This is a genomic window from Microbacterium sp. Root61, assembly GCF_001427525.1.
Lineage (GTDB): Bacteria > Actinomycetota > Actinomycetes > Actinomycetales > Microbacteriaceae > Microbacterium.
In genome coordinates this window covers 3,404,021-3,428,774 of record NZ_LMGU01000001.1, presented here as the reverse complement: position 1 = coordinate 3,428,774, position 24,754 = coordinate 3,404,021, and the positions used below count along the sequence as shown (strand labels likewise).

General features: G+C 69.4%; 21 protein-coding genes. 7 read left to right on the top strand and 14 right to left on the bottom strand.

Annotation, left to right across the window (positions count from 1 at the left end):
• Positions 1–30: 30 nt before the first annotated feature.
• The 10 genes from ASD65_RS15970 to ASD65_RS15925 form a co-directional block, all read right to left on the bottom strand.
• Positions 31–1,719 carry an ABC-F family ATP-binding cassette domain-containing protein gene (locus ASD65_RS15970; RefSeq protein WP_056224172.1) on the bottom strand — a complete coding sequence of 563 codons (1,689 nt, stop codon included), beginning with the start codon at positions 1,717–1,719 and terminating at the stop codon, positions 31–33.
• 237 nt (positions 1,720–1,956) lie between these two features.
• A complete protein-coding gene (locus tag ASD65_RS15965) occupies positions 1,957–2,667 on the bottom strand; it encodes a GntR family transcriptional regulator (protein ID WP_200948682.1) in 711 nt (236 codons plus the stop codon).
• A complete protein-coding gene (locus ASD65_RS15960; protein WP_235566743.1) occupies positions 2,664–3,533 on the bottom strand; it encodes a cytochrome c biogenesis CcdA family protein in 870 nt (289 codons plus the stop codon). Before ASD65_RS15960 ends, ASD65_RS15965 begins: the two co-directional genes overlap by 4 nt.
• Positions 3,530–4,282: a DsbA family protein gene (locus ASD65_RS15955; RefSeq protein ID WP_056224170.1), complete on the bottom strand. Its 753-nt coding sequence runs from the start codon at positions 4,280–4,282 to the stop codon at positions 3,530–3,532. Before ASD65_RS15955 ends, ASD65_RS15960 begins: the two co-directional genes overlap by 4 nt.
• Before the next feature lie 79 nt (positions 4,283–4,361).
• The gene (locus ASD65_RS15950; RefSeq protein ID WP_056224169.1) at positions 4,362–4,988 is read right to left on the bottom strand and encodes a peroxidase-related enzyme; all 627 of its coding nucleotides are present in this window, start codon (positions 4,986–4,988) and stop codon (positions 4,362–4,364) included.
• Positions 4,985–5,485 carry a hypothetical protein gene (locus ASD65_RS19105; RefSeq protein WP_056224167.1) on the bottom strand — a complete coding sequence of 167 codons (501 nt, stop codon included), beginning with the start codon at positions 5,483–5,485 and terminating at the stop codon, positions 4,985–4,987. The genes ASD65_RS15950 and ASD65_RS19105 overlap by 4 nt, the downstream gene beginning before the upstream one ends.
• Complete coding sequence (locus ASD65_RS15940) at positions 5,482–6,261, bottom strand: ABC transporter ATP-binding protein (RefSeq protein WP_056224165.1); 780 nt, start codon at positions 6,259–6,261, stop codon at positions 5,482–5,484. Before ASD65_RS15940 ends, ASD65_RS19105 begins: the two co-directional genes overlap by 4 nt.
• Positions 6,258–7,115, bottom strand: coding sequence for an ABC transporter ATP-binding protein (locus ASD65_RS15935; RefSeq protein WP_056224164.1), 858 nt, complete (start codon positions 7,113–7,115; stop codon positions 6,258–6,260). The genes ASD65_RS15940 and ASD65_RS15935 overlap by 4 nt, the downstream gene beginning before the upstream one ends.
• On the bottom strand, positions 7,112–8,998 hold the full coding sequence (locus ASD65_RS15930) for an ABC transporter permease (protein WP_056224161.1): 1,887 nt from the start codon (positions 8,996–8,998) through the stop codon (positions 7,112–7,114). The genes ASD65_RS15935 and ASD65_RS15930 overlap by 4 nt, the downstream gene beginning before the upstream one ends.
• Positions 8,999–9,063: 65 nt before the next feature.
• Positions 9,064–10,221, bottom strand: a complete 1,158-nt coding sequence (locus ASD65_RS15925) for an ABC transporter substrate-binding protein (protein ID WP_082561828.1) — start codon at positions 10,219–10,221, stop codon at positions 9,064–9,066.
• A gap of 193 nt (positions 10,222–10,414) precedes the next feature.
• On the opposite strand from ASD65_RS15925, the gene ASD65_RS15920 reads away from it, so the two are divergent.
• Complete coding sequence (locus ASD65_RS15920) at positions 10,415–12,268, top strand: FAD/NAD(P)-binding protein (protein WP_056224157.1); 1,854 nt, start codon at positions 10,415–10,417, stop codon at positions 12,266–12,268.
• The gene (locus tag ASD65_RS15915) at positions 12,265–13,422 is read left to right on the top strand and encodes an FAD-dependent oxidoreductase (RefSeq protein WP_056224155.1); all 1,158 of its coding nucleotides are present in this window, start codon (positions 12,265–12,267) and stop codon (positions 13,420–13,422) included. The genes ASD65_RS15920 and ASD65_RS15915 overlap by 4 nt, the downstream gene beginning before the upstream one ends.
• 54 nt (positions 13,423–13,476) lie before the next feature.
• Here ASD65_RS15915 and guaB read toward each other — a convergent pair whose 3' ends face one another.
• Entirely contained in the window at positions 13,477–14,979 is a 1,503-nt protein-coding gene (guaB, locus tag ASD65_RS15910) for an IMP dehydrogenase (protein WP_056224153.1), read from the bottom strand.
• Between the two features lie 282 nt (positions 14,980–15,261).
• Here guaB and ASD65_RS15905 point away from each other — a divergent pair, with 282 nt between their 5' ends.
• From ASD65_RS15905 to ASD65_RS15890, 4 genes are read left to right on the top strand one after another with little or no spacing between them, the layout of a single operon-like run.
• Positions 15,262–16,605 carry a branched-chain amino acid ABC transporter permease gene (locus tag ASD65_RS15905; protein ID WP_235566741.1) on the top strand — a complete coding sequence of 448 codons (1,344 nt, stop codon included), beginning with the start codon at positions 15,262–15,264 and terminating at the stop codon, positions 16,603–16,605.
• Between the two features lie 9 nt (positions 16,606–16,614).
• Positions 16,615–17,592 (top strand): branched-chain amino acid ABC transporter permease, encoded by a 978-nt coding sequence (locus tag ASD65_RS15900; protein WP_056224149.1) that lies wholly within the window; start codon positions 16,615–16,617, stop codon positions 17,590–17,592.
• A 49-nt stretch (positions 17,593–17,641) separates the two neighbouring features.
• Entirely contained in the window at positions 17,642–18,589 is a 948-nt protein-coding gene (locus ASD65_RS15895) for an ABC transporter ATP-binding protein (RefSeq protein ID WP_056225085.1), read from the top strand.
• On the top strand, positions 18,586–19,368 hold the full coding sequence (locus ASD65_RS15890; protein ID WP_056224147.1) for an ABC transporter ATP-binding protein: 783 nt from the start codon (positions 18,586–18,588) through the stop codon (positions 19,366–19,368). The genes ASD65_RS15895 and ASD65_RS15890 overlap by 4 nt, the downstream gene beginning before the upstream one ends.
• Before the next feature lie 263 nt (positions 19,369–19,631).
• Here ASD65_RS15890 and ASD65_RS15885 read toward each other — a convergent pair whose 3' ends face one another.
• The 3 genes from ASD65_RS15885 to groES form a co-directional block, all read right to left on the bottom strand.
• Entirely contained in the window at positions 19,632–20,909 is a 1,278-nt protein-coding gene (locus ASD65_RS15885) for an ABC transporter substrate-binding protein (protein ID WP_056224145.1), read from the bottom strand.
• A gap of 181 nt (positions 20,910–21,090) precedes the next feature.
• The gene (gene rarD, locus ASD65_RS15880) at positions 21,091–22,056 is read right to left on the bottom strand and encodes an EamA family transporter RarD (RefSeq protein ID WP_235566738.1); all 966 of its coding nucleotides are present in this window, start codon (positions 22,054–22,056) and stop codon (positions 21,091–21,093) included.
• Between the two features lie 153 nt (positions 22,057–22,209).
• The gene (gene groES / locus ASD65_RS15875; RefSeq protein WP_056224143.1) at positions 22,210–22,506 is read right to left on the bottom strand and encodes a co-chaperone GroES; all 297 of its coding nucleotides are present in this window, start codon (positions 22,504–22,506) and stop codon (positions 22,210–22,212) included.
• Positions 22,507–22,802: 296 nt separating this feature from the next.
• Here groES and ASD65_RS15870 point away from each other — a divergent pair, with 296 nt between their 5' ends.
• The gene (locus ASD65_RS15870) at positions 22,803–24,719 is read left to right on the top strand and encodes an Hsp70 family protein (protein ID WP_056224142.1); all 1,917 of its coding nucleotides are present in this window, start codon (positions 22,803–22,805) and stop codon (positions 24,717–24,719) included.
• Positions 24,720–24,754: the final 35 nt, after the last annotated feature.

The following is a 24,754-nucleotide window of genomic DNA, read 5'->3' as shown; positions in this document are numbered from 1 at the left end:
GCGCACCCGCGCCCACACCGCCACCGCGACTCAGCGGGCGCGGACCACCCGGGCCTCGTCCCACACCGGCTCGCCGGCCTCGTAGACGTCGCCGTCGGACCCGAACACGAGGAACCGGTCGAACGAGCGGGCGAACCAGCGGTCATGGGTGACGGCGAGCACGGTGCCCTCGAACCGCGCGAGCGCCTCCTCCAGCGCCTCGGCGGAGGCGAGGTCGAGGTTGTCGGTGGGCTCGTCCAGCAGCAGCAGAGTCGTGCCCGACAGCTCGAGCAGCAGGATCTGGAACCGCGCCTGCTGCCCACCGGAGAGCGTCTCGAACGTCTGCTGCGCCTGGCCGACCAGTCCGTACCGATCGAGGGCGGAGCTCGCGGCATCCCGCGGCATGCCCGACCGATTGTCGTCGCCGCGGTGCAGGAGATCGAGAAGCGTGCGCCCGACGAACTCCGGATGCCGGTGGGTCTGCGCGAACCACCCGGGCACGACGCGCGCCCCGAGGATCGCCCGGCCGGTGTGTGCGACGGGCTCCAGTCCCGCACCCACGGTCGTGATGTGGCCGAGGCGACCGTCGGGGTCGGTGCCGCCGCGCGCGAGCAGCCGCAGGAAGTGCGACTTGCCCGAGCCGTTGGACCCGAGCACCGCGACACGGTCGCCGAACCAGATCTCGCTGTCGAACGGCTTCATGAGGCCGGACAGCTCGAGGTGCTCCGCGATCACAGCCCGCTTCCCGGTCCGGGCGCCACGCAGCCGCAACTGGAGGTCCTGCTCGGGCGGGCGCTCCTCCGGGGGTCCCGCCTCCTCGAACCGCGCGAGTCGGGTCTGAGCCGCGCGGTAGCGAGAGGCGAACTCGTCGCTCGCCGTCGCCTTGACCTTCATCGCCGCCACGAGCGCCTTGATCTTGGCGTGCTCCTCGTCCCAGCGTCGGCGCAGCTCGTCGAGCCGGTTCATCCGGTCCTCCCGCGCAGCGTGGTACGTCGTGAACCCACCGCCGTGCACCCACGCCGTGCTGCCGGCGCCGCCCGTCTCGAGGGTGACAATGCGGTCGGCACCGCGAGCGAGCAGCTCGCGGTCGTGCGAGACCAGCAGCACGGTCTTCTGCGTCGTGCGGAGCTGCTTCTCGAGCCAGCGCTTGCCCGGCACGTCGAGATAGTTGTCCGGCTCATCCAGCAGCAGCACCTCGTCCGGACCGCGCAGCAGCGCTTCGAGCACGAGCCGCTTCTGCTCACCGCCCGACAGGGTCGCGAGGTCGCGGAACCGTGCTCGCTCGAACGGCAGCCCGAGCGCGGCGACGGTGCACCGGTCCCACACCGTCTCGTGCTCGTAGCCGCCGGCATCCGCGTAGTCCGACAATGCTGCGGCGTACCGCAGCTGCGTGTCGGTGTCGTCGCGCTCGATGATCGCGGCTTCGGATGCCTCGAGCTCCAGCGCGGCATCCCGGATCCGTCGCGGAGCCACCTCGATGAGCAGGTCGTGCACGGTGGCGCCGTCGCGTCCATGCCCGACGAACTGGTCCATCACGCCGAGGCCGCCGCCGATCGACACCGCCCCGCCGTGGGCGCGCTCGTCGCCGCGGACGATGCGCAGCAGGGTCGACTTGCCGGCGCCGTTGGGGCCGATCAGGGCCGTCGTGGACCCTTCGCCCACACGGAAGGTGACCTCGTCAAGCAGCGGCCGCCCGTCGGGCAGCACGAACGAGATCGCGTTGATGTCGATATAACCCACGTCGCACTCCAGGTCGTCGCGACCCGGTCGGATACGGGTCGGCGCGCCGAGTGGCGAGCCGACCAGTTTATCCACTCGCCGGCACGACGGCGACCGAGGGCCCATTCGCAGGCGGCGAACCACCGCAACCGTGTGCGCAACTGCGGACTTCGCCGCCGACACGCCCATGACGGATGCCGCGACCCGGCGCGTCGCGGGCGATCTCCGCAGGACGGCACACGGGCGCCCCGACCCCGATCAGATCGGACCGAGCTCCGGGCCGTGCGTGTCCATCAGGTGCGTGCGCAGCGCCTCGGCGAACCCGGCGGGATCATCGGCGCGCAGCCGCTCGATCAGTGCCCGGTGCTCGTCGATGACGTCGTCGACCCGGTCGAACAGGGTGTCGCGGTGCGCGCTGAGCAGCAGCCGCTGCCGGTCGGCAAGGCGGTCGCTGACATCGAGCAGGGTGAGGTTGCCGCCCGCCTCGACGAACGAGCGGTGGAAGGCGATCGTCAGCGTCACGAATCGGTCGAGGTCGCGAGCCGTCAACGCCTCGCGCTGGTCGACCAGGCCGGGCTCGAGCCGTTCGGCGAGCGCCCGTCGCCCGTCAGAGCTCGCGCGCTGCACCCCCATCGCCTCGAGGATGAGCCGCGCGTCGGCCAGGTCCGCGATCTCGCGGTCGTTCAGCGCACGCACCAGCGCCCCGCGCTTGGGGTAGATCGTGATCCATTCCTCGTCCTGCAGGCGCGAGAGCCCGGCGCGCACAGGCGTGCGGCTCATCCCGAGCTGGGTGGCGAGCTCGTTCTCGCTGAGCATCGATCCCGGACGATGGGTGCCGTCGAGGATCCCGCCGCGGATCGCGGCGTAGGCGCGTTCAGCGGCGCTGTCCGTGGTCGGCATACGACCATCATCGCGCTGTCCGGGCATCGGCGCGCGCACCTCTCGCTCGACGACGGGCAGGAATGTCATGCGGCGTCACTCCCGCGCTGCGGCACTACCGCGGCCGAGGCATCCGTCGCCCTCTTCCGGCGCACGGCCGACCGCCAGCGGAAGACCCCCCACGCCGCTGCGAGCACCACGATGGCGCCGAGGGCGAAGGCGAGGTCGGAAACCCCGGCCGTGCGGCCGAGCACCCAGCTCTCGAGGGCGAACTGGTCCGACGCACCGAGCACGCCGCCCAGCGACGCGGTCCCTTCGGTGACGATCAGCAGCACTCCGATGCCCATCCCGAGCAGGCCGGCGACGACCTGCGTCCACGTGTTGGTCCAGCGTCCGATCCGGATCGTACGGGGGCGCAGGATGCCGCGCAGCCGCGTCGACCGCGACCACAGGAACGCGAGCACGAACAGTGGCACGGTCATGCCCAGCGCGAAGACGGCGAGCACGATGCCGCCGTAGAGCGGGTTGCCGCCGAGGGCGGCCAGCGCCAGCACGGAGCCGAGCAGCGGACCCGCGCAGACCCCGGCGAGCCCGTAGACCGTGCCGAGGACGTAGACGGATGCCACGCCGGTGCCCTCACCGGACGCACCGCGCGTGAGCGCCGGCATCGGGATGCCGAGAAGCTGCACCGCGCCGAGCACGATGATGACCGCAGCGGCGACGGTGACCAGCAGAGTCCGGTGGGCGCCGACGAACGCTCCCACGGTCCCCGCCAGCACACCGATCGGCACCAGGGTCGTGATGAGCCCGAGGTAGAAGATCCCGGTGCGCGCGAGCAGCCGCGTCGGGCTGGTGAACGCGTAGGCGAAGAACGCCGGCAGCAGCATCACCGAGCACGGGCTGAGCAGGGTCAGGATGCCGCCGACCAGCGCGCCGGCGAGCCCGACGTCGATCACTCGCCCGCCGCCGCCAGCTGTTCGTCCAGGAGCTGGCGGAACGTGTCGAGGGGCTGCGCGCCCGCGATCGCCTTGTCGCCCGCAACGAAGAAGGGCACGCTCGTGACGCCGAGCCGCTGCGCCTCCGCGGTGCTCGCGAGCACAGCGTCACGCAGGTCGGTGCGGTCCAGGTCCGCCTCGAACTTCGCCAGGTCGGGCACGCCGGCCTCCTGGGCGAAGCCGATCAGTTTCTCGCGCGGCATGTCGGGGTGCCCCTTCTCCGGGGCCGCCGCGAAGAGCACCTGCATGTACTCGGGGAACTTGCCCTGCTCCCCCGCCGCGCGTGCGGCCACTGCGGCGTCGATGGACTCATCGCCGAAGAACGCGACATCGCGGAACTCGTAGCGCACCAGGCCCTTGTCGACGTACTCCTGGAAAACCGCGGGCAGCGTCTGGTTCGTGACGACCGCGCAGAACGGGCAGCGGAAGTCGGCCCATTCCACCAGCACGACCGGTGCGTCGACGTCGCCGATCGCGAACGGGTCGGCGGGGTCGCGCTTCGCGATCTCCGGCGCCTCGGCGGTGGGCGTCGGAACCGCGCCCTGCGTCGGCGCCTCCGCGGCCGGAGCCGCGCTCGGCAGCGACTGCGCGATCACCACCACGAGCAGGAACACCGCGATCGCGCCGAGCACGATGTTCAGGATCCGCGCGCGGCGGAGCTTGGCGGTGAGTGTCTGTGCAGGCGTCGGGGCGGGGTCGAAGGCAGTCATCACATCTAGGATACATCTTGAATCCCAGCTGCTTCCGGCACAGTGCCGGCCGTCGAGCGCCCACCTGCGTCCGGGGCTGCTACCCCGCGATCACCGCGCGCTCGTCCGCGGCGCGCTGGTTCGCGATCGCCTCGGCGTCCGCCGCGTCCGGGGCAGCCGGTTCGCCGAGACTCATCATGAGGCGGTTCGCCCAGGCGAAGAATGCCGTGGCTTCCACGATGTCCTGGATGTCGGCGCGGCTCAGCCCCACCTCGGTCAGGGCACGCACGTGATGAGCGCCGAAGCGGGGCGGGGAGGCGGTCAGGGCTGCGGCGGCGTCGACGATCGCACGCCAGCGCGGCGCGAACTCGGCGTCGACGCCCTGCTCCAGCAGGCGCGCGACCGCGTCGGCATCCTTCGTGAAGGTCACGGTGAATCGGGAGTGCACGCTGGTGCACAGCTCGCATCCGTTCAGCCGAGACGCGACCGTCGCGGCCAGTTCGCGCTCGCCCCGCGGCAGGCCCGGGCGTCCGAGGAAGATCGCCTGGTCGAGCGCGGTGCGCGTGGCCAGCCCCTGCGGGTGCCAAGCCAGCAGGCGGAAGTATGGCGAGTCCGGCCAGACGCTCGTCTCATACGCAGCGATCTGAGCGGCCGATCCGGTATCCGGACCGACCGGTGGAGCCCAGGCGTGCCAGGCGCGCTCGGCGGTCGTGAAGCGCGTGCTCATGCGTCCTCCCCGAAGACATCGTCCAACACCCGCAGCGCGTGCGCGACGCGCGTCTGGTAGCTGACCAGGCCGACGATCTGCTCGATCACGACGATCTCGGCCGCGGACCATCCCGCGACCAGCAACCCGTTCAGATCGTCACCGGTGGCGGCCGCCGGGCGGGTGATCAGCAGGTCCACCTGCCGCAGGGCGGCACGCACGCGGCGCGGGGCGCGCACGCCCGCCTCGCCGTCCGGACCGTCCTGCACGAGAGCCGATGCCTCGGGCCCGGTCGCGCCCTGAAGGTAGAACTCGGCGGCCGCGGCATCCCGATCCACCCACGCCGCGCGCGCGGCGATGAGGTGCCGCGTCGCGCGGTCGACACCGGGAACCGGATCGTCGGCGGGCACCTCCAGCAGTGCGTGATGAGCGGCCTGCGCAGCCTCGCGCACCGCCGGGCGGTGATCGCGCGGGGCGTCGGATTCGACCTCCGCGATGGTCAGGATGACGTCGGTCAAGGTGTGCCCTTCTCGAGGCGCTCGGCGAGCGTCAGAGGATCGATGAGTTCGTCGGTCTCGACGATGCGACCGAGGTACGCCTCGCGCACGCTCGGGTTGGCCAGCAGCTCCGGCCCGGTTCCCTCGACGGCGATGTGCCCGGTGCGCAAGACGTACCCGCGGTCGGCGACGCTCAGTGCGAGTTCTGCATTCTGCTCCACCATGAACACGCTGACGCCCAGGTCGGTGTTGATGGTCGAGATGTGTTCGAGCACCTTCTCCACGATGACCGGGGCGAGCCCCATCGTCGGCTCGTCCATGCAGATCAGGCGCGGGCGGCTCATCAGCGCGCGCCCGAATGCGAGCATCTGCTGCTCGCCGCCCGACATCGTTCCGGCGCGCTGGCGCTTGCGCTCCGCGAGCCGCGGGAAGAAGTCGTAGATCTCGGCGAGGGTGCGCCGCACGGCGCGGTCACGACGCGTGTACGCGCCGGTGAGGAGGTTGTCCTCGACGGTCATGTCGCCGAAGACGCGGCGGGCCTCCGGCACCGACGCGATGCCGGCCGCGACCCGTCGCGGGGTGCTCCACTGCGTGATGTCGACGCCGTCGTAGAGGATGCGCCCCTTGATCGGCCGAACGAGTCCGAGGATCGTCTTCATCGTCGTCGATTTGCCCGACGCGTTTCCGCCGAGCAGTGAGACGATGTGGCCCTCCTCCAGACTCAGCGTCACATCCACCAGCGCGGGACTCGGCCCGTAGCTCACGCTCACGTCGTCAAACTCCAACAGCGCGCTCATGCGTCCGCTCCTTCCGCGAAGGCCTTGCCGAGATAGGCCTCGATGACACGCGGATCGCGCCGCACCTCTTCCGGTGTGCCCTGCGCGATGAGCTTCCCGCCGTCCAGCACCAGCACACGGTCCGACAGCGTCATGACGAGGTCGAGCTTGTGCTCCACCAGCAACATGGTCTGACCCGCCGCCTTCAGCGCGAGCAGCTGCTGCAGCACCTCGGTGGTCTCGGTCTGGTTCATGCCGGCGGTCGGCTCGTCGAGCACGAGCACCTGCGGCTGCGCCACCAGTGCCCGGGCGATCTCCGTGCGACGGCGGTTCGCGTACGACAGCGAGTAGGCGTACTGATCGCGCCGGGGCGCGAGCCGGGTGCCGAAGCGCTCGAGCTCGGCCGTCACGTGCGCGGCATCCGCAGCGTCCTGCCGTCGGCGCGCGCGACTCGGCACGAGCGCCGAACCTGTTTCGGCGAGCAGCGGCAGCCATCGCAGACCGGGCAGACGACGCAGGCCGGCGAGCGGTCGGCCCACGGTCTGCACGGATTCGAGGCCCACGAGCACGTTCTCGGCGACCGTGAGGTTGCCGATCACGCGACCGTTCTGGAAGGTGCGGGTGAGTCCCCAGCGGGCGATGTCGTGCGGCTTGCGCCCGGAGATGCGACGCCCGTCGAGATCGACGGTTCCGGCGTTCGCACGCAGCACCCCGCTGATGATGTTCAACGTGGTGGTTTTGCCGCTGCCGTTCGGACCGATGATCGACACGGTCTCGCCGCGCGCGATGTCCAGGGAGACGTCATCCACCACGGTGAGGCCGCCGAACCGCTTGCGCAGCCCCGCGACGCGCAGCAGGGGTTCGCTCGTCGTCATCGCACGACCTCCTCAGCACGGGCGTCCTCGGTCGAGGCGCGGCCCGTCATGCGCCGCCAGGTACGCGATATCCAGTCGGAGGACGACCACAGGCCCTGCGGCCTCCACAGGATCAGCACGAGCAGCAGAACGCCGTAGAACAGGAGGCGCCAGTCGGAGAACGCCCGGAAGAACTCCGGGATGCCCACCAGGATGATCGCGCCGATCACCACGCCCATCGGGGCGCGCAGGCCGCCGAGGATCGCGATCGTGACGGCGAGGACCGAGAGCGAGATGCCGAACTGACTGGGCTCCAGGAACGTCACCTGCGCCGAGTAGAGGGCGCCCGCGAACCCGGCGAGCACCGAGCCGAGACCGAAGGCCAGCGACTTGTACGCGGCGGGATGGATGCCGGAGGATGCCGCGGCCACCTCGTCCTCGCGGACGGCGGCCCACGTGCGTCCGAGGTGGGAGCTGCCGAGGCGGGCGACGATGATGATGGCGACCACGAGGATCGCGAAGGTCAGCAGGTACATGCCGGTGGCCGAGGACACCGAGACGCCGAACAGGGTCGGACGCGGGATGCCGTAGATGCCGCGCGCGCCGTTGGTCAGCCACTGCATGTTGAGCGCGAGGGCGGCGATGAACGCTCCCGTGGCCAGCGTCGCCATCGACACGTAGTGCCCGCGCAATCGCCATGTCGGGGCGGTCAGGATCACGCTGATCAGCGCCGCCACGAGACCGGCGGCGATGAAGCTCGCCCAGAAGTCCCACCCGGCCTGAGTGACCAGCAGTGCGGAGGTGTACGCGCCGATCGCGAGCGCCCCGGCCTGACCGAGGACGATCTGGCCGGCGAAACCACCGGCGATCGTCACCGACAGGGCGAACAGGGCGTAGATCCACACCAGCGCCCCGGTGCGCAGCAGATAGTCGGCGGAGACCAGGGGCAGCAGCGCTCCGATGCCGATGAGCCCGACGGCGACCCACCGGTTGAGCTTGAGGGGCTTGCCCGCTCCGAAGAACGTGCCCGTCATCGGCTCGGCCGACAGCACCGGCACGCGTCCGAGGATGCCGCCCGGGCGGATCCACAGCACGAGGATGAGCGAGCCGAACGTGATCAGCTGACGCACGGAGTCGCCCCACAGGGAGACCCCGAACGCCTCGGCGATCCCGAGGATGAGCCCGCCGACGATCGCGCCCGGCAGGGATCCGAGCCCGCCGATGGTCGCGGCGGCGAAGGCCTGGATGCCGGCGGTGAAGCCCATGGTCGGCGACACGTTCGAGAAGTACATGCCCACCAGCACGCCGGCGATGCCGCCGAGCGCGGAGGCGATGATGAACGACACCGCCTGCACCCGGTCGACGGGGATCCCCATCTGGGCGGCGGCATCGCGATCCTGAGAGGTCGCACGGATGGCGCGGCCCAGGCGCGTACGGGCAAGCATGACGGCGAGCACGACGACGCAGACCACGCTGACGCCGATGATGACCAGGGCGATCGTGCCGAACCGGAATCCGAAGAGCTCGAAGTTGCTGCGTTCCAGGAGCGAGGGGAAGCGTCGCGTCTCGGCCCCGAAGACGCGCTGAGACGTGTTGTCGAGGATGATCCCGATCGCGAAGGTCGCCAGCAGCACCGCGATTCCGGGAGCCGAGCGCAACGGACGGACGGCCACGAGGAAGATCACCCAGCCGAGGACGCTGGTGAAGACGATGACGCCGGCGAGCACCGCCCACAGCGGCCACCCGAGGACCGCGGCGAGGAACCAGCCGGCCATCCCGCCCGCGGCGAAGACCGCCCCGTGCGCGAAGTTGACGATGTTCGAGACACCGAAGATCAGCGAAACGCCGACGGCGAGCAGCGCATAGGTGCTGCCGCTGACGATTCCAGCGAGAAGGATGTCCACGAATTGTCCCCGTCATGCGGCGATCCGGATGCCCGTCGGGCATCCGGATCGCATGCGTGCGATGTCTAGTCTGCGAGTTCGAACGCGCCGTCGCGCACGACGAGCGCGAACTGTTCGGCGTCGACGACCCGGCGGTTGTCGGAGAAGGTGATCGGACCGTACAGGATGGTGGCGAAGCCCTCACCCTCGTCCAGTGCGTCCCGCAGGCTCTGGCGGGTCAGGTCGCCCGCGTCCGCTGCGGCGGCGGCGGCCTCGGCCACGACGTTGAAGGCGTCGTAGGCGCGGATCGCGTAGTCGGACGGGGTCTCGACGTCGTACTCGGCCGCGAAGTCCGCGATGAACTGCTGCACGGTCTCGTCCGGGTTCGTCGGCGTGAAGTAGCTCAGGGTCTGCACGCCTTCGGCTGCCTCGCCGGCGAGCTCGATGAACTGCTGGTTGTAGATCGAGCTGATGCCGACGATGGGCACCTCGATGCCGAGCTCACGGGCTTGCGCCGTGATGAGCGCTCCGTCCGCCGCGTAGGAGATCAGCACGATGACCTCGGGGTCGGTCGCCTGGGCGGCCAGCAGCAGCGGGCGGTAGTCGGTGCTCTCGGGGTTGTACGCGGTGGCGTAGACCTCTTCGAGATCGGCGTCGGCCGCACCCTCGGCGAAGAACCCGTGCGTGTTCACGCCCCAGTCGGTGTCGTGGTAGAACACTGCGGCGGTCGAGCCCTGCTCGGCGGCGAAGGCGGCGAGGCGAGGCGCTTCGTACTCCTGCGACACCCAGGTCGCGAAGACGAAGTCGCCCGGGTCGGTCACCGTCGAGGCCGACGCGGAGAAGGCGAACTGCGTCAGGCCGGCGTCCTGGTAGATCGGGCTGGCGGCAGCCGTCGCGGGTGTGCCGAAGTCGCCGAGGACCGCGAGGATCGACGAGTCGTCGACGAACTTCTGCGCGACGGCGGGCGCCTGCGCGGGGTCGGCCTGCGTGTCTTCATAGACCAGCTCGACCTGTCGGCCGTCGATGCCGCCGGCGTCGTTGAGCTGCGCGAGGGCGAGCTCGAAGCCCTGTTCGAAGTACTCGCCGTACTGCGCCTGGTCTCCGGTCTGCGGCAGCGCGACGCCGAAGCGGATCGGCTCGGCGGCCGCGCCGGGGGTTTCTGCGGACGGGGTGCTGCAGGCGCTCAGGCCGACGACGAGCGCGACCGCGCCGAGAAGGGCGGCACCGCTGCGGAATGCTGACATGGGTTGCTCCAGGTGAGGATGGCTCTGGCCGCGTGCTGGTCGCGGAGTCCGCGGGGCGGACGTTGCCTATTACGGTAGGGATCTCCCCCGGGGTGATGACGGGTCAACGGACACAGTGCGAAACAAAGCGCGCAGCGCCGGAGCCTGCGGGCTCCGGCTGGCAGGATGAGAACGAGCCGGATGGAGGAGGACCGTGCACGCTGCGGCTTCCGCATCGATCGTCGTCATCGGCGCCAGTGTCCGTGGGACCTCGCTCGTCGAACGGCTCCTCGCGAGCGCACCGGACCTGCTCGAGGGCCTCGCCCTGACCGTGCACGTCGTCGACCCGTATCCGCCGGGCTCGGGACGCATCTGGCGGGCGGGGCAGACTCCGCACCTCGTGATGAACACGGTCGCCGCGCAGTCGACGCTCTTCGTGGACGCGACCGTCGCGTGCGAAGGGCCGCAGCGCACCGGGCCGAACCTCGCACAGTGGTGCCGGCTGGTGGTCGACGAGCCGCGCACCGCGGGTCCGGATGCCCCGCCCGAGGTCGTCGCCGAAGCACACGCGACGTCGGACTGGTCCAACCCCAGCCGGTTGCTGTACGGCCACTACCTTCGCTGGTGCTTCGCCGAGATCCTCGGCGAAGCACCGGCTGCCGTGGCGGTCGAGGTCCACGTCGCGCGCGCCGTCGACCTGCGCCCGACCTCGCCCGGTTTCGTCGTCGCGCTGGATACCGGCGCGGCGGTCGACGCGGACGCCGTGATCCTCGCGACGGGCTGGCTCGGACGCGACGACATCCCCGCACATCCCCGTGTCATCGCACCCGACAACCCGATCGATCAGGATCTGTCCGTGATCGCGCCCGGTGAGACGGTCGCCGTCCGCGGCCTCGGCATGGGATTCTTCGACACTCTGAGCCAGCTCACCGAGCAGCGCGGCGGCCGGTTCGAGCCTGGTCCGGGCGACACGGTCGCCTACATCGCGTCGGGTCAGGAGCCGCACATCATCGCGGGCTCCCGCCGCGGCATCCCGTATCGAGCCAAGCCCGACTTCGGTGCGCCGCCGTTCTTCCCGGAGCAGCGAGTGCTCCGCGCGGCCCTGCCCGCCCTCATCGAGCGGCGTCCCGTCGACTTCGGCGTGGAAGTGCTCCCGCTGATCGAACGCGACGCCGCCTACGACTACTACCGCGCACTGGACCGCGTGCGGCCGGGCAGCGTGCGCGACCTCGACGGGATGCTGCGCGCCATCGTCGAGGGCACCGCCCCGGTAGACGTCATCGCCGAAGCCCACGGCGTGCGGGTCGCCGATCGCCTCAGCCTGCGGGCGGCCGAGGATCCGCTCAGTGCGGGGCCCGGCTCGAGCGTCGACGAGGCCGTCGCGCGCTTCGTACGGGCGGACGCCGCCGAGGCCGCGCTCGGGCTGCGCAGTCCGCTCAAGCTCGCGCTGCATTCGTATGCGGCAGCTCGCTCCGCGGTGATCGATCTGGTCGCGTTCGGAGGTCTGACCCCGGCATCCTTCGCGGCATACCGCCGGTTCCTCGCGACCGCGGCGTCGTTCGGCAGTGGGCCGCCCTTGCGTCGCTCGCGGCAGCTCCTCGCCGCACACGATGCCGGGCTGCTCCGCTTCACCGGTCCGGACCTGAGCGCGCACCCCCAGGACGACCACGTCCGGATCGGCTCCTCGGACGGCGGCGAGGCACGCGCCGACTGGCTCGTCGAGGCATGGCTGCCCACGCCCAGCGTCGAGCGCACGGGCGATCCGCTGCTCGGCGCGCTGGTGCGGCGGGGGCTGGCTCGACCCTGGCGGTTCGCGGACGGGTCCGTGTCGGACGCCCTCGATATCCGCCCCGAGGACGGCGGGGTCCTCGGGGCGGACGGCACGCCTGCGCCCGGTCTGTTCTCGGTGGGCGTGCCCCACGAGGACGTGCGGGTGTTCACCATCATCGCCCCGGTCCCGGGCACGAATTCCAGCGTGCTCCGCGAGACCGACGCCGCCGCGCGAGCCGCGTTGCGGGCCGCCGTCGAGCACGCCACCGCTTCACGACCGAAGGAGGCTCGCACATGACCGAGCACGTCTCGCATCTCGTCATCGGAGGCGGTGCCATGGGCCTGGCCACCGCGTGGCGGCTGGCCGAACGCGGCCACTCCCCCGTCGTGCTCGAGCGGTTCGCGCGCGGTCATGGCCTCGGCGCGTCCCACGGCGCGGCCCGCAACTTCAACAATGCCTACGCCGAGCCGCACTACCTCGACCTGCTGGCTTCGGCACGACAGGGCTGGGACGACCTCGGCCGCACGACGGGCGAGCCGCTGCTGCGCCTGCACGGGCTGGCCACGCACGGCGACGACGCGGCGGTCGCCGAGATCGCGACGGCACTGGCCGCGCGAGGGGCCCACGCGGAGGTGTGGCCCTCGTCGCAGGCAGCCGCACGCTGGCCCGGGATGCGGTTCGACGGCGACGTCCTCGTCTCGAACGACGCGGGTGTCGTGCGCTCCGAAGCCGCGCTGCGCGCGATGGAGCAGGCCACGACGACGCACGGCGGTGACGTGCGCTTCGAGCATCGGGTCGTCGCGCTCGAAGACACGGGCGACGGTGTCGACGCGACCGTCGAGCATGCCGGTGAGCGGTATCGGATCCACGCCGAAACGGTCGTCGTGACGGTGGGCGCGTGGACCGAGGTCGTTCTCGGTGCGACAGTCGCGCTGCCGCGGCTCACCGTCACGGAGGAGTCGCCCGCGCACTTCCTCGAGCGGAAGCCCGGCGCGCAGCAGTGGCCGTCGTTCAACCATCTCCTCGACCCCGCCCGCGGTGCCTACCCGGGCAACGTCTACGGCATGCCGACTCCCGGCGAAGGCATCAAGGTCGGCTTCCACCGTGTCGGCGAGACGGTCGATCCCGACGAGCGCCCGTTCCGCTCCACGCCCCGGCTCGTGTCGCTGCTGGACGACTACGTGCGCGAATGGATGCCGGGACTCCTCGTGGAGGGAAGCGCGGCCATCAGCTGCACCTACACCTCGACGGACTCGGGCGACTTCGTCCTCGATCGCCGCGGCCGCATCGTGGTGGGCGCCGGGTTCTCCGGGCACGGGTTCAAGTTCACGCCCGCGATCGGCAGCGTCCTCGCCGATCTTGCGACAGACCCGTCGGCCGCCGCTCCGGCACCGTTCCGCCTCGATCGCGCCGTGTCTTCGGGACAGGACCGTCCGCGGTCCGCTCGCTGACCGAGATGACCGGCATCCCCTCTCCCGGCCGGGGGCGAGTGGAGGCGGCGAGCGCTACCGCTTGTAGTTCGGCGCCTCGACCACGATCTGCACGTCGTGCGGGTGGGACTCCTTGAGTCCCGCCGCGGTGATGCGCACGAACTTGCCCTTGGTCTTGAGCTCCTCGACGGTGCGGGCGCCGACGTAGAACATCGACTGCCGCAGGCCGCCGACGAGCTGGTACGCGACGGCACCGACCGGACCGCGGTACGCGACCTGGCCCTCGATGCCCTCGGGGATGAGCTTGTCGTCCGTGGGCACATCCGCCTGGAAGTAGCGGTCCTTCGAGTACGAGGTCTTCTTGCCGCGCGTCTGCAGTGCCCCCAGCGAGCCCATGCCGCGGTACTGCTTGAACTGCTTGCCGCCCTGGAAGACGATGTCGCCCGGCGACTCGTCGGTACCGGCGAGGAGAGACCCGAGCATGACGGTGTCGGCTCCGGCGACGAGCGCCTTGGCGATGTCGCCCGAGTACTGCAGTCCGCCGTCGGCGATGACCGGCACACCCGCGGGACGTGCGGCGAGGGATGCCTCGTACACGGCCGTGACCTGGGGAACGCCGACTCCGGCGACCACGCGCGTGGTGCAGATCGATCCAGGTCCGACGCCGACCTTGACGGCGTCCACCCCTGCGTCGATGAGCGCCTGGGCGCCCTCGCGCGTCGCGACGTTGCCGCCGATGACGTCGATGTGGTCGAACGAGGCGTCCGCCTTGATGCGCTTGACGATGTCGATGACGCCGGCCGACTGGCCGTTGGCCGTGTCGACGACGAGGACGTCGACGCCCGCGTCGCGCAGCGCCTCGGCGCGCTCCCATGCGTCACCGAAGAAGCCGATCGCGGCGCCGACGCGCAGACGACCGTGCTCGTCCTTGGTGGCGAGCGGATACTTCTCGCTCTTGTCGAAGTCCTTGACCGTGATGAGGCCGGCGAGTTTGCCGCCGGCGTCGATCAGGGGCAGCTTCTCGACGCGGTGCTTCGCGAAGATCGAGAGGACGTCGTTGGCGCCGATGCCGACGGGCGCGGTGACCAGGTTCTCGGTGGTCATGACGTCTTTGACGAGCGTCGTGGTGCGCTCGAAGCCGGAGACGAATCGCATGTCGCGGTTCGTGACGATGCCCACGAGCTGTCCGGTCTCATCGACGACCGGCAGTCCCGAGATACGGAACTGGGCGCACAGCGCCTCGACCTCGTCGATCGTGGCGTCCGGGGTCGTGGTGATCGGGTCGGTGATCATGCCGGATTCGCTGCGCTTAACGCGATCCACCTGGGAGGCCTGATCCTCGATCGACAGATTGCGATGCAGGATGCCGAGACCGCCCTCGCGGGCGATGGCGATGGCCATCCGCGACTCGGTGACGGTGTCCATCGCGCTGGAGACCAGCGGCGTGGCGACGGTGATGCGGCGGGTCACTCGCGAGGAGGTGTCGGCCTCGCTGGGGATGACATCGGTGTGCCCCGGCAGCAGCAGGACGTCGTCGTAGGTCAATCCGACGAAGCCGAAGGGATCGTGTTGCTCCATAAGGGTTCTCCTGCGCGCGCGGCGCGTTGCTCGAGTGGACGACGACGGCCGGTGCGCGCGAACACGCGCCGTACTCAATTCTAAGCAACGGGGCCTGGGAATTGTTCCCACGACCATGGCCGAAAGCCGCGATCACCGTTCGGTCACAGTCCGGATACTTCTCCTGCCGGATCTGTAGGTGAAACAACGGCGACACATTACGCTCATACCGTCGTTCATCGAAGCCGATGGACAACCCGACAAGTTGGTCAGCGGTGACGGACTGGAGGCTCTGTGGGTCCTATGACTGCACGTACCGGGCGAATGCTGCCCTGGATGGCGATCGTGATCGGTGCGTTGCTCGCTGCGGCGATGGTCTTCGCCGGCGCCGGCGCCGGTGAGGCGCACGCTGCGCCCGGCGACGACCAGGAAAAGACGGACTTCTACTTCGCCGGTGTCATCACCTTCGAAGACGAAGCAGTCCCCGACGTCACGATGACGATCAAGGGCGGCGGCTTCGACGCCGAGACGCAGACGGATGCCGAGGGCAAGTGGCGACTGTACGTTCCGGAGAAGGACGACTACGTCCTGACGGTGGACGAAACGACGCTGCCGGACGGCGTGATCGTCGACCCCGCGCTGCTGCCCCCGGGGATCACCCCGATGCAGGGCACCACGGGATCCTTCGAGGTGACCTTCGGCCTCACCAACAGCAAGATCATCAACCTGTTCCTGGGCGAAGGGCAGCGCGTCACGACCTCCTTCCTGGATCAGTTCGTCGAACGACTCATGAACGGCCTGAACTTCGGCCTGCTGCTGGCTCTCGCCGCGATCGGCGTCTCCCTCATCTACGGCACCACGGGACTCAGCAACTTCGCACACGGCGAGATGCTCACGTTCGGCGCCATCATGGCGCTGGTGTTCGGCGTCTGGCTGCAGATCCCGATGTGGCTCACGGTCCCGATCGTCGTGGTCGCCGGGGCCGCCCTCGGCTGGACGTTGGATGCGGGACTCTGGCGCCCGTTGCGACGCAAGGGGCTCGGCATCGTCCAGGTCATGATCGTGAGCATCGGCCTCTCGCTCGCCATGCGGTACACCTTCCAATTCTTCATCGGCGGCGGCACCTACCAACTGCCCGGTGCCGGCATCGGTCGCGACATCCACTTCGGCCCGATCGCGCTCTCGTGGATCGACGTCGCGTCGATGGGGACGAGCATCGTGCTCCTGATCGGCGTCGCCTACTGGCTGCTGCGCACCCGCATCGGCAAGGCCACGCGCGCCATCAGCGACAATCCCGGCCTGGCCGCGGCATCCGGCATCAACGTCGACCGCGTCATCCGGATCGTCTGGATCCTCTCGGCCGTCCTCGCGGCGGTCGCCGGCATCCTCTGGGCCTACTTCCGGCCCGGTGTGAAGTGGGACATGGGCGGGCAGGTGCTGCTGCTGATCTTCGCCGCGGTCACGCTCGGCGGGCTCGGCACGGCGTTCGGCGCCCTGGTCGGCTCGATCATCGTCGGACTCCTCGTGGAGATCTCGACACTCTGGATTCCGCCGGACATGAAGTACGTCGGTGCGCTCGCCGTGCTGATCATCATCCTGCTGGTCAGACCCCAGGGAATCTTGGGCCGCAAAGAGAGACTCGGTTAGGGGCCCGCCATGGACTGGGGACAGATTCTCAACAACACGGCCTACTGGATCTTCAGCCCGGAGACCATCGCGTACGCCATCGCGGCGACCGGTCTCGCGGTGCAGTTCGGCTACGGCGGTCTGCTCAACTTCGGCATGGCGGGCTTCATGGCCCTCGGCGCGTACGGCTACGCGATCTCGATCCTGAGCTTCGGGCTGCCGTGGTGGGTGGGCATCCTCATCGGATGCCTCGCCGCCGTCGCGTTCGCCTTCATCCTCGGCATCCCGACCCTGCGTCTGAGAGCCGACTATCTGGCCATCGTGACGATCGCGGCGGCCGAGATCGTCCGCCTGCTGCTGACCACCCAGCTCTTCGACGAGTGGACCAACTCCGCCGACGGCCTCGGCGGCTACCACGCCGGATTCCGCGCGGCCAATCCGTTCCCGGAGGGCAAGTACGGCTTCGGGCCATGGGTATGGACCCAGGATCAGCTGTGGGTGCGCGTGTTCGGCATGATCCTGCTCGCGATCGCGGTCTACCTCGTGTGGGCGCTCATGCGCAGCCCGTGGGGTCGCGTGCTCAAGGGCATCCGCGAGGACGAGGACGCCGTGCGCTCGCTCGGTAAGAACGTCTTCGCCTACAAGATGCAGGCGCTCATCATCGGTGGTGTCTTCGGGGCCCTCGGCGGAGTGATCTTCGCCCTGCCGTCGGCCGTCGTCCCCGCCACCTACACGACCTCGTTGACGTTCTTCATCTGGACGATCCTGCTGCTGGGCGGCGCGGCCACCGTGTTCGGCCCCGTCGTCGGCTCCGTCATCTTCTGGGTGATCATGGGCTTCCTCGACAACGTGCTGCCCGCCCTCGCGCAGTCCAACGTGCTCCCGCTGTCGAGCCTGCAGGCCGGCACACTGCGCTTCATCCTGGTCGGCGTCGCACTCATGCTCATCGTGATCTTCCGTCCGCAGGGGATCTTCGGAAACAAGAGGGAGCTGACCTTTGTCAAATAGCGCCTCACCCCAGAATTCGTCCGAGCCGGTCGCCACGACGACCGGCAGCATCCGGCGCCCCAAGACCACGGGGCTGGCGGTCGGCGCGGCCGCGCCGGGCGTCGCCAAGATCGACCCGATCCTCGTCGCCGACGACCTCACCCGCCAGTTCGGCGGCCTGACCGCGGTCGACGTGAAACACGTCGAGATCCCGCGCCACGCGATCACCGCCCTGATCGGCCCGAACGGCGCCGGCAAGACGACGATGTTCAACCTGCTGTGCGGCTTCGACAAGCCCAACTCCGGTATCTGGTCCTTCGACGGCCGCCGCCTTGCCGGCATCCCGTCGTTCAAGGTCGCGCGCATGGGTCAGGTGCGCACCTTCCAGCTGACCAAGGCGCTGTCGCTGCTCACCGTCCTCGAGAACATGAAGCTCGGCGCGACGGCGCAGCGCGGCGAGAACATCTTCGCCAGCATCATCCCGGCGATCTGGCGTCGCCAAGATGCCGAGATCGAAGAGAAGGCGATGGGCCTGCTCAAGCGTTTCAAGCTCGACGCGAAGGCGGACGACTACGCCGCCAGCCTCTCCGGCGGCCAGCGCAAGCTCCTCGAGATGGCCCGCGCCCTGATGAGCGACCCGCAGCTCGTGATGCTCGACGAGCCGATGGCCGGCGTCAACCCGGCGCTCACCGAGTCGTTGCTGGATCACATCCTCGACCTCAAGGACCTCGGGATGACGGTGCTCTTCGTCGAGCACGACATGCACATGGTCCGCCACATCGCCGACTGGGTGATCGTGATGGCCGAGGGTCGCATCGTCGCCGAAGGACCACCCGAGCAGGTCATGCACGACCAGGCCGTCATCGACGCCTACCTCGGCAGCCACCAGGACGTCGACCTCGGCGTCGTCACCGGCCGGATCGAAGGCGAGCTGGACACCGCCGCCGTGGAGCTCCTCGAGGAGATCAAGGAAGAGCAGGAGGCCTCCATCAGCGAGGCCGAGGAGGAGAAGCGATGAGCACCTCGACAGGCTCGACGGGCGCGTCCGCGCTGGCAGAAGGCAGAACCGACCGCGTCGTCGTCGAGATCAAGGATCTCGTCGCCGGCTACCTGCCGGGCGTGAACATTCTCAACAGCGCCAACCTGATCGCCCACAAGGGCGAGCTGATCGGCATCATCGGCCCGAACGGCGCCGGCAAGTCGACGCTGCTCAAAGCCATCTTCGGCATGGTGAAGGTGCGCAGCGGCGAGGTGACGGTCAACGGGGAGAGCGTCGTCGGACTCAAATCCGACAAGCTCGTCCAGCGCGGTGTCGGCTTCGTGCCGCAGACGAACAACGTCTTCCCCTCGCTCACGATCGAGGAGAACCTGCAGATGGGGTTGTTCCAGGCCCCGAAGACCTACAACGAGCGTCTGGAGTTCGTGACCGGCATCTTCGCCGAGCTCGGCAAGCGGCTCAAGCAGCGCGCCGGATCCCTGTCCGGCGGCGAGCGCCAGATGGTCGCGATGTCGCGCGCGCTGATGATGGACCCCGCAGTGCTCCTCCTCGACGAGCCGTCGGCGGGCCTGTCCCCCGTCCGTCAGGACGATGCGTTCATCCGCGTCTCCGACATCAACAAGGCCGGCGTGACGACCATCATGGTCGAGCAGAACGCGCGACGCTGCCTGCAGATCTGCGACCGCGGCTACGTACTCGACCAGGGCCGCGACGCCTACGAGGGCACCGGCCGCGAGCTGCTGAACGACCCCAAAGTCATCGGCCTCTACCTCGGCACCCTGGGCGCCGACGGGGTCTGACCCGCGACAGTGCACAAGAGATGAGCGGATGCTGCGGCATCCGCTCATCTCTTTGTGTGTGCGCGTTGCCCACACGCGCGCTCCCCGAGGGCATGAACCCCGAGACTGCACAGGAGCCTCGAGACTGCGGGTAATACTCGCAGTCTCGACGTCCCGCTGCTGTCTCGGCGATGCGGGTGGGAGGGTCGGGGCCGGCAGCCGGGCGTCGCCCGCACGCCACGCGAAAGGGCCCCGGATCGCTCCGGGGCCCTCGCTGCGTCGATCTAGAGGTCGATGCGGGTGAACAGGTTGTCGGCGCCGTACTGGAAGACGCCGACGGTGGCCTCGGTCGGGTCACCGTTGTCGTCGAACGTGATCGGTCCGGAGAAGCCGTCGTAGTCCGCGGTGCCGCCACCGAGGATGATGTCGGCGCACTCCTTGAACTCGGTGCACTTCGTGCCGTCACCGGAGCCGCCGGAGACTTCCTGCAGGTGAGCTGCGACCTCGGCCGGGTCCGTCGAGTTGGCGGCGAGAGCTGCCAGCGCGAGCAGGATGACGGCGTCGTACGACTCGTTGGCGTACGAGAAGTCGGTCAGGTCGGAGTTGCCTTCGCCCGTCCAGAACTCGTTCAGGCGCGTCTGGAACTCCTCGGGCGTGGCCGGGCCGGCAGGCGTGGTGCCCTTGGCGCCTTCCATGCTGACGCCGGCGGGCCACTTCTCGTCGGAACCGAAGTTCTTCAGGTTGCCGTCGACCAGGTACAGCTGGTCGGCCGGGTAGCCCGCGGCCAGCAGTGCCGGTCCGATCGTGTAGATCTCGTCGAACGTGATCAGCACGATGGCGTCGGGGTTCGAGGCCAGGATCGCGCTGATCTGCGCGTCGAAGGTCGCGTCACCCGTGTTGTAGGACTGGCTCTCCACGACCGTGCCACCGGCTGCGGTGAAGGTCTCTTCGAACACCTTGTTCAGACCGGTGCCGTACGAGTCGTTCTGGTACAGAACGGCCACGTTCTCGTGCCCGTCCTCGGCGACCAGGTTGCCGAGCACCTCGCCCTGCAGCGTGTCGGACGGTGCGGTGCGCCAGTAGAGCCCGTTGTCATCCCACGTCGAGAAGTCCAGCGACGTGTTGGCCGGGGAGAACGTGATGATGCCTGCCGCGACGGCGTCGTCGAGGAAGAGCTTGGTCACACCGGAGGATGCTGCACCGATGGCCGCGGTGACGCCCTCGGAGATGAGCTTCTGGATGGTTGTGGCGTAGGCCTTGTTGTCGGTGTCGCCCGAGTCGCCGTAGATGATGTCGGGAATGGTGAGGCCGACGGCGGCGTCGTTGACGTCCTGCGCGGCCAGGCCGACGCCCGCCTCTTCCGGCGGGCCGAGGAATGCGAGGGTTCCGGTCTGCGGCAGGATCGTGCCGATCTTGAGGGACAGGTCCACCGACTCGGGGGGTGCACTGGAATCTCCGCCCGTTCCGCCGCCGGAACATCCGGCGAGTACGAGGGCGCTGGCACCGACGATCGCGAGTCCACCGAGAACGGTGGCGGTGCGCGAGCGAGTAAAGACGCTCATGTTGCTCCTTGCTGTGAATGAACGGGGGCGGCACGGGGCCCGCCCAGTGCCACCAACCTAATCGCGTCTGTGTCTCGCGAGTGTTGCGAGTCGTTAACGATGTGTAACGGATCCCGCTCCGATGTCAAATCGTGACGCCACCGTGACTTTTCCGCAGGATGCAGCGGCTTTCGGACACGACTCAGGTCAGTGTCGCGACATCCGATACCCCGCGCGCACGTCGGGCGAAGATCACCGAATCGATGCTGAGAACGATGAGGGCGACCCAGACCAGGCCGAACCCGATCCAGCGCTCGAATGTCATCGGCTCGCCGAGGAGCCAGGCGCCCGTGATGAACTGCAGCACCGGCGCGATGAACTGCAGCAGACCGACGACGGTGAGCGGCACGCGTCGGGTGCCGGCCGCGAAAAGGAGCAGCGGGGTTGCGGTGAGGATCCCGGCCAGCAGCAGCAGCGTGGCGTGTCCCGGCCCGGCGGTGCCGAGGGTCAGGCCGGTGGTGGTGGCGACCACGACGAGCTGCACGATCGCGACCGGCAGCAGCCACGCCGACTCGAGAGTGAGGCCGCTGACGGCGTCCACCGAGGGGCCGAGGCGCTTTTTCACCAGACCGTAGAAGCCGAACGAGAAGGCCAGGGTGAGCGCGACCCAGGGAAAGGCGCCGTAGCCCACGACGATGACGGCGACGGCGACGGCGGACAGGCCGATCGCGATCCACTGGGTGGGGCGCAGGCGTTCGCGCAGCAGCAGCACCCCGAGCAGCACGGTGACGATCGGGTTGATGAAGTAGCCGAGGCTCGTCTCGATCACGTGGCCCGTGAGGGTCGCGATGATGAAGACCTGCCAGTTGACGTAGATCAGGGCGGCGGCCACCGCCGTCCAGCCCAGCAGCCGACGGTTGCGGATGATGCGACCGAGCGCCGCCCATCCGCGCGTGACCGCGAGCAGGAGCACGCAGAACGCGAGCGAGAGGACGATCCGCCACGCGACGAGCTCCCATGGACCGGTCGGGGCGAGCAGCAGGAAGTACAGCGGCAGAAACCCCCACAGCAGGTACGCGGCGAAGGTGTAGATCCCGCCGAGCGTGCGCTCCCGGGCCGCATGGGCCGACCGCTCCTCTGCGGAGGTCGGGGGCAGGTCGCGGGTCACCGGTCCAGCCTAGGACCGGCCGTCGTCGCGGCGGCGCGGTCGCAGCGTGCGAGCGCGCCGACCTCCATCCGATTCCTGCCAGGATCCGTCGGCGGGAACGACGAAGGGCCCGGATGCCGAAGCATCCGAGCCCTTCGATCGTGAAGTCGCTGGCTAGCGGACGACCACAGCGAGGACGTCGCGCGCCGAGAGCACGAGGAACTCGTCGGCGCCGAACTTGACCTCGGTGCCTCCGTACTTGCTGTAGATCACGCGGTCGCCGACGGCGACGTCGAGCGGAACGCGGTTGCCGTTGTCGTCGATGCGGCCGGGGCCCACGGCCACGACCTCGCCCTCCTGGGGCTTCTCCTTGGCCGTGTCGGGGATGACCAGACCACTGGACGTGGTCTGCTCAGCCTCGATCTGGCGGATGACGATGCGGTCCTCGAGCGGCTTGATGGAAACCGTCACGGTCTACCTCTTCTTTCTTGAGACTGAAGACTGGTTAGCACCCTCATACTCCGAGTGCTAATGACAGTCTAGGGAACCGTTGGCACTCATGCAACGCGAGTGCCAATCCGACGTCATCCGCTCGACGTGTGTATCAGATCGAGCGAGGAGCCCTCTGATCAGGTGGAGGTCACCATGGCTCTACATCGTCAGGCCGCGGGTGAACGTTTCCCCGACACACCCTCGCCAATCCTGCCCAAGAGTGGTAAACCTGCTGGTGGATCACTTGCATCCGCCTATCAGTTGTGGGGCTGAATATGGCATCGACGTCGTACTTTCTTGCTGTCGACGTGGGGACGAGCCGGACCGCTGCGTCCACGGCCCGCGTCGGATCCGATGGCGCGCTCGCCATCTCGGCATTCGGTCTGGGACGAAGCTCTGACAGCACGCCGAGCGCGATCTTCGTCACCGAGGACGACCTGCTCTTCGGCGAAGCCGCCGAACGACGTGGTCTGGCGCAGCCCGAACGGCTGATCCGCGAGTTCAAACGCCGGATCGGCGACGACGTCCCGATCGTCGCGGGCGAGCATCGATTCGCTCCCGAGTACCTGTTCGCCCGGATGGTCGCATGGGTGCTGGACACCGTCGTGGAACGCGAAGGGAGCCAGCCCGCCGCGATCACCACCACCGTGCCTGCGACATGGGGCGGATATCGCGCCGGCCTCGTCGCGTCCGCGATCGCTCGCGAAGTCCGTACCGATGTCCAGGTGATCACCGAGCCTGAAGCCGCCGCTCGCCATTACGAGACGACGACGCCGCTGGCCGTCGGCGCGGCGTTGGCCGTCTACGACCTCGGCGGCGGCACCTTCGACGCCGTGATCCTGCGCAAGGAGCCGGATGGCGGCGTCCGCATGGTGGGAGAACCGACCGGCCTCGCAGACTTCGGCGGCGCGGACTTCGATGATGCGGTCCTGCGCCACACGATCGACGCGGCGGGCCTCTCCGTGACCGACCTCGCGGCGGACCCCGCGTCCCGCGTCGCCCTCGCCGCACTCCGCCGCGAATGCGTCGCCGCGAAGGAGGCGCTGTCCTTCGATGCGGAAGCGGTCGTGCCGGTGCTCGTCGCCCAGACTGCCACCACCGTGCGTCTGACGAGGTCGGAGTTCGAGGCCATGATCGACGGCGGCGTCGAGCGCACGATCGACGTTCTGGACACCGCCCTGGACTCGGCCGGCATCGAAACGGGCGACCTGCAGGCCATTCTGCTGACCGGAGGGTCTTCGCGGATACCGCGCATCTCGCAACTGCTGTCCGAGCATTTCGACCGTCCGATAGCGATCGACGCGGATCCGAAGGCGATCGTTGCGCTCGGCGCCGCGTTCGCCCTCGCCGACAGCGCGAAGACCGATACGGCGGCCGTAGCGCTCGCTCTGGTACCGCTGGCGGGAGCCGAAGCCGCGAATGCCGCGATCGGCAGCGTCGCGCGCGACGCCGTCGATACCCCGCCATCTGCCCTCGCGACACCCGGTGTCGCTGCCGCACCGGCGCAGGCCGCGGTACGACGCCGGCGCTTCGGTCGAATTCCGGCCGCTGCCGCCATGGCCGGGGGCGCGATCATCCTCAGCTGCGGCGTCATCATCGCGACGAGCGCGGAGCTGGGAAGCGGTGCCATCTCGGCGCAGGCCGAGCCGGAGACCTTCACCGAATGGCTGGGGCTCGATTGGGGCGACCAGGCGGCCGCCGCCGGGACTACACCGGTCTCGGCCGGTGGCCCGATCGTGGAGGCGTCGAAGCCGACGACGCCCGACGCTCCGACGCCGCGCGGCAATCCGCGCCGGGAGGCCATCGAGCGCCTGCCCGACGCACCCCGCGCGATCGCCGCGCCCGCACCGCCCGCACCCCTCGGAACGTCCGGCGGTGGCGCACCGCACACCACCTCTCCGCAGGGTCCGGCCGCCGATCCTCCTGCGGAGGAGGAGCCCGCGAACTCCGACCCCTCCGACCCGCCCGTCGACCCGGGCCCGACGGATCCGCCCGTCGACCCGGGCCCGACCGACCCGCCGGTCGACCCCGGCCCCACGGATCCGCCCGTCGATCCGCCGGTGGACCCGCCCGTGGACCCGCCCGCCGATCCCCCACCCAGCGATCCTCCCGCGGACCCGCCTGCGCAGCCTGCGGAAGAACCGCCGCCGTCTACTCCCGACCCGACTCCGTCGCCGGGCGAACCGGTCTGATCGACGGATGCGCCATCGAGATGTCCACGCTGCCT

Coding starts and splice junctions, on each gene's coding strand:
- ASD65_RS15950 (WP_056224169.1), bottom strand. CDS start 4,988: ATGAGCACGCGCTTCACGACCGCCGAGCGCGCCTGGCACGCCTGGGCT.
- ASD65_RS15955 (WP_056224170.1), bottom strand. CDS start 4,282: ATGACTGCCTTCGACCCCGCCCCGACGCCTGCACAGACACTCACCGCC.
- ASD65_RS15915 (WP_056224155.1), top strand. CDS start 12,265: ATGACCGAGCACGTCTCGCATCTCGTCATCGGAGGCGGTGCCATGGGC.
- ASD65_RS15940 (WP_056224165.1), bottom strand. CDS start 6,261: ATGAGCGCGCTGTTGGAGTTTGACGACGTGAGCGTGAGCTACGGGCCG.
- ASD65_RS15925 (WP_082561828.1), bottom strand. CDS start 10,221: ATGTCAGCATTCCGCAGCGGTGCCGCCCTTCTCGGCGCGGTCGCGCTC.
- ASD65_RS15905 (WP_235566741.1), top strand. CDS start 15,262: ATGACTGCACGTACCGGGCGAATGCTGCCCTGGATGGCGATCGTGATC.
- ASD65_RS15885 (WP_056224145.1), bottom strand. CDS start 20,909: ATGAGCGTCTTTACTCGCTCGCGCACCGCCACCGTTCTCGGTGGACTC.
- ASD65_RS15935 (WP_056224164.1), bottom strand. CDS start 7,115: ATGACGACGAGCGAACCCCTGCTGCGCGTCGCGGGGCTGCGCAAGCGG.
- ASD65_RS15870 (WP_056224142.1), top strand. CDS start 22,803: ATGGCATCGACGTCGTACTTTCTTGCTGTCGACGTGGGGACGAGCCGG.
- ASD65_RS15965 (WP_200948682.1), bottom strand. CDS start 2,667: ATGACATTCCTGCCCGTCGTCGAGCGAGAGGTGCGCGCGCCGATGCCC.
- ASD65_RS15900 (WP_056224149.1), top strand. CDS start 16,615: ATGGACTGGGGACAGATTCTCAACAACACGGCCTACTGGATCTTCAGC.
- ASD65_RS15890 (WP_056224147.1), top strand. CDS start 18,586: ATGAGCACCTCGACAGGCTCGACGGGCGCGTCCGCGCTGGCAGAAGGC.
- guaB (WP_056224153.1), bottom strand. CDS start 14,979: ATGGAGCAACACGATCCCTTCGGCTTCGTCGGATTGACCTACGACGAC.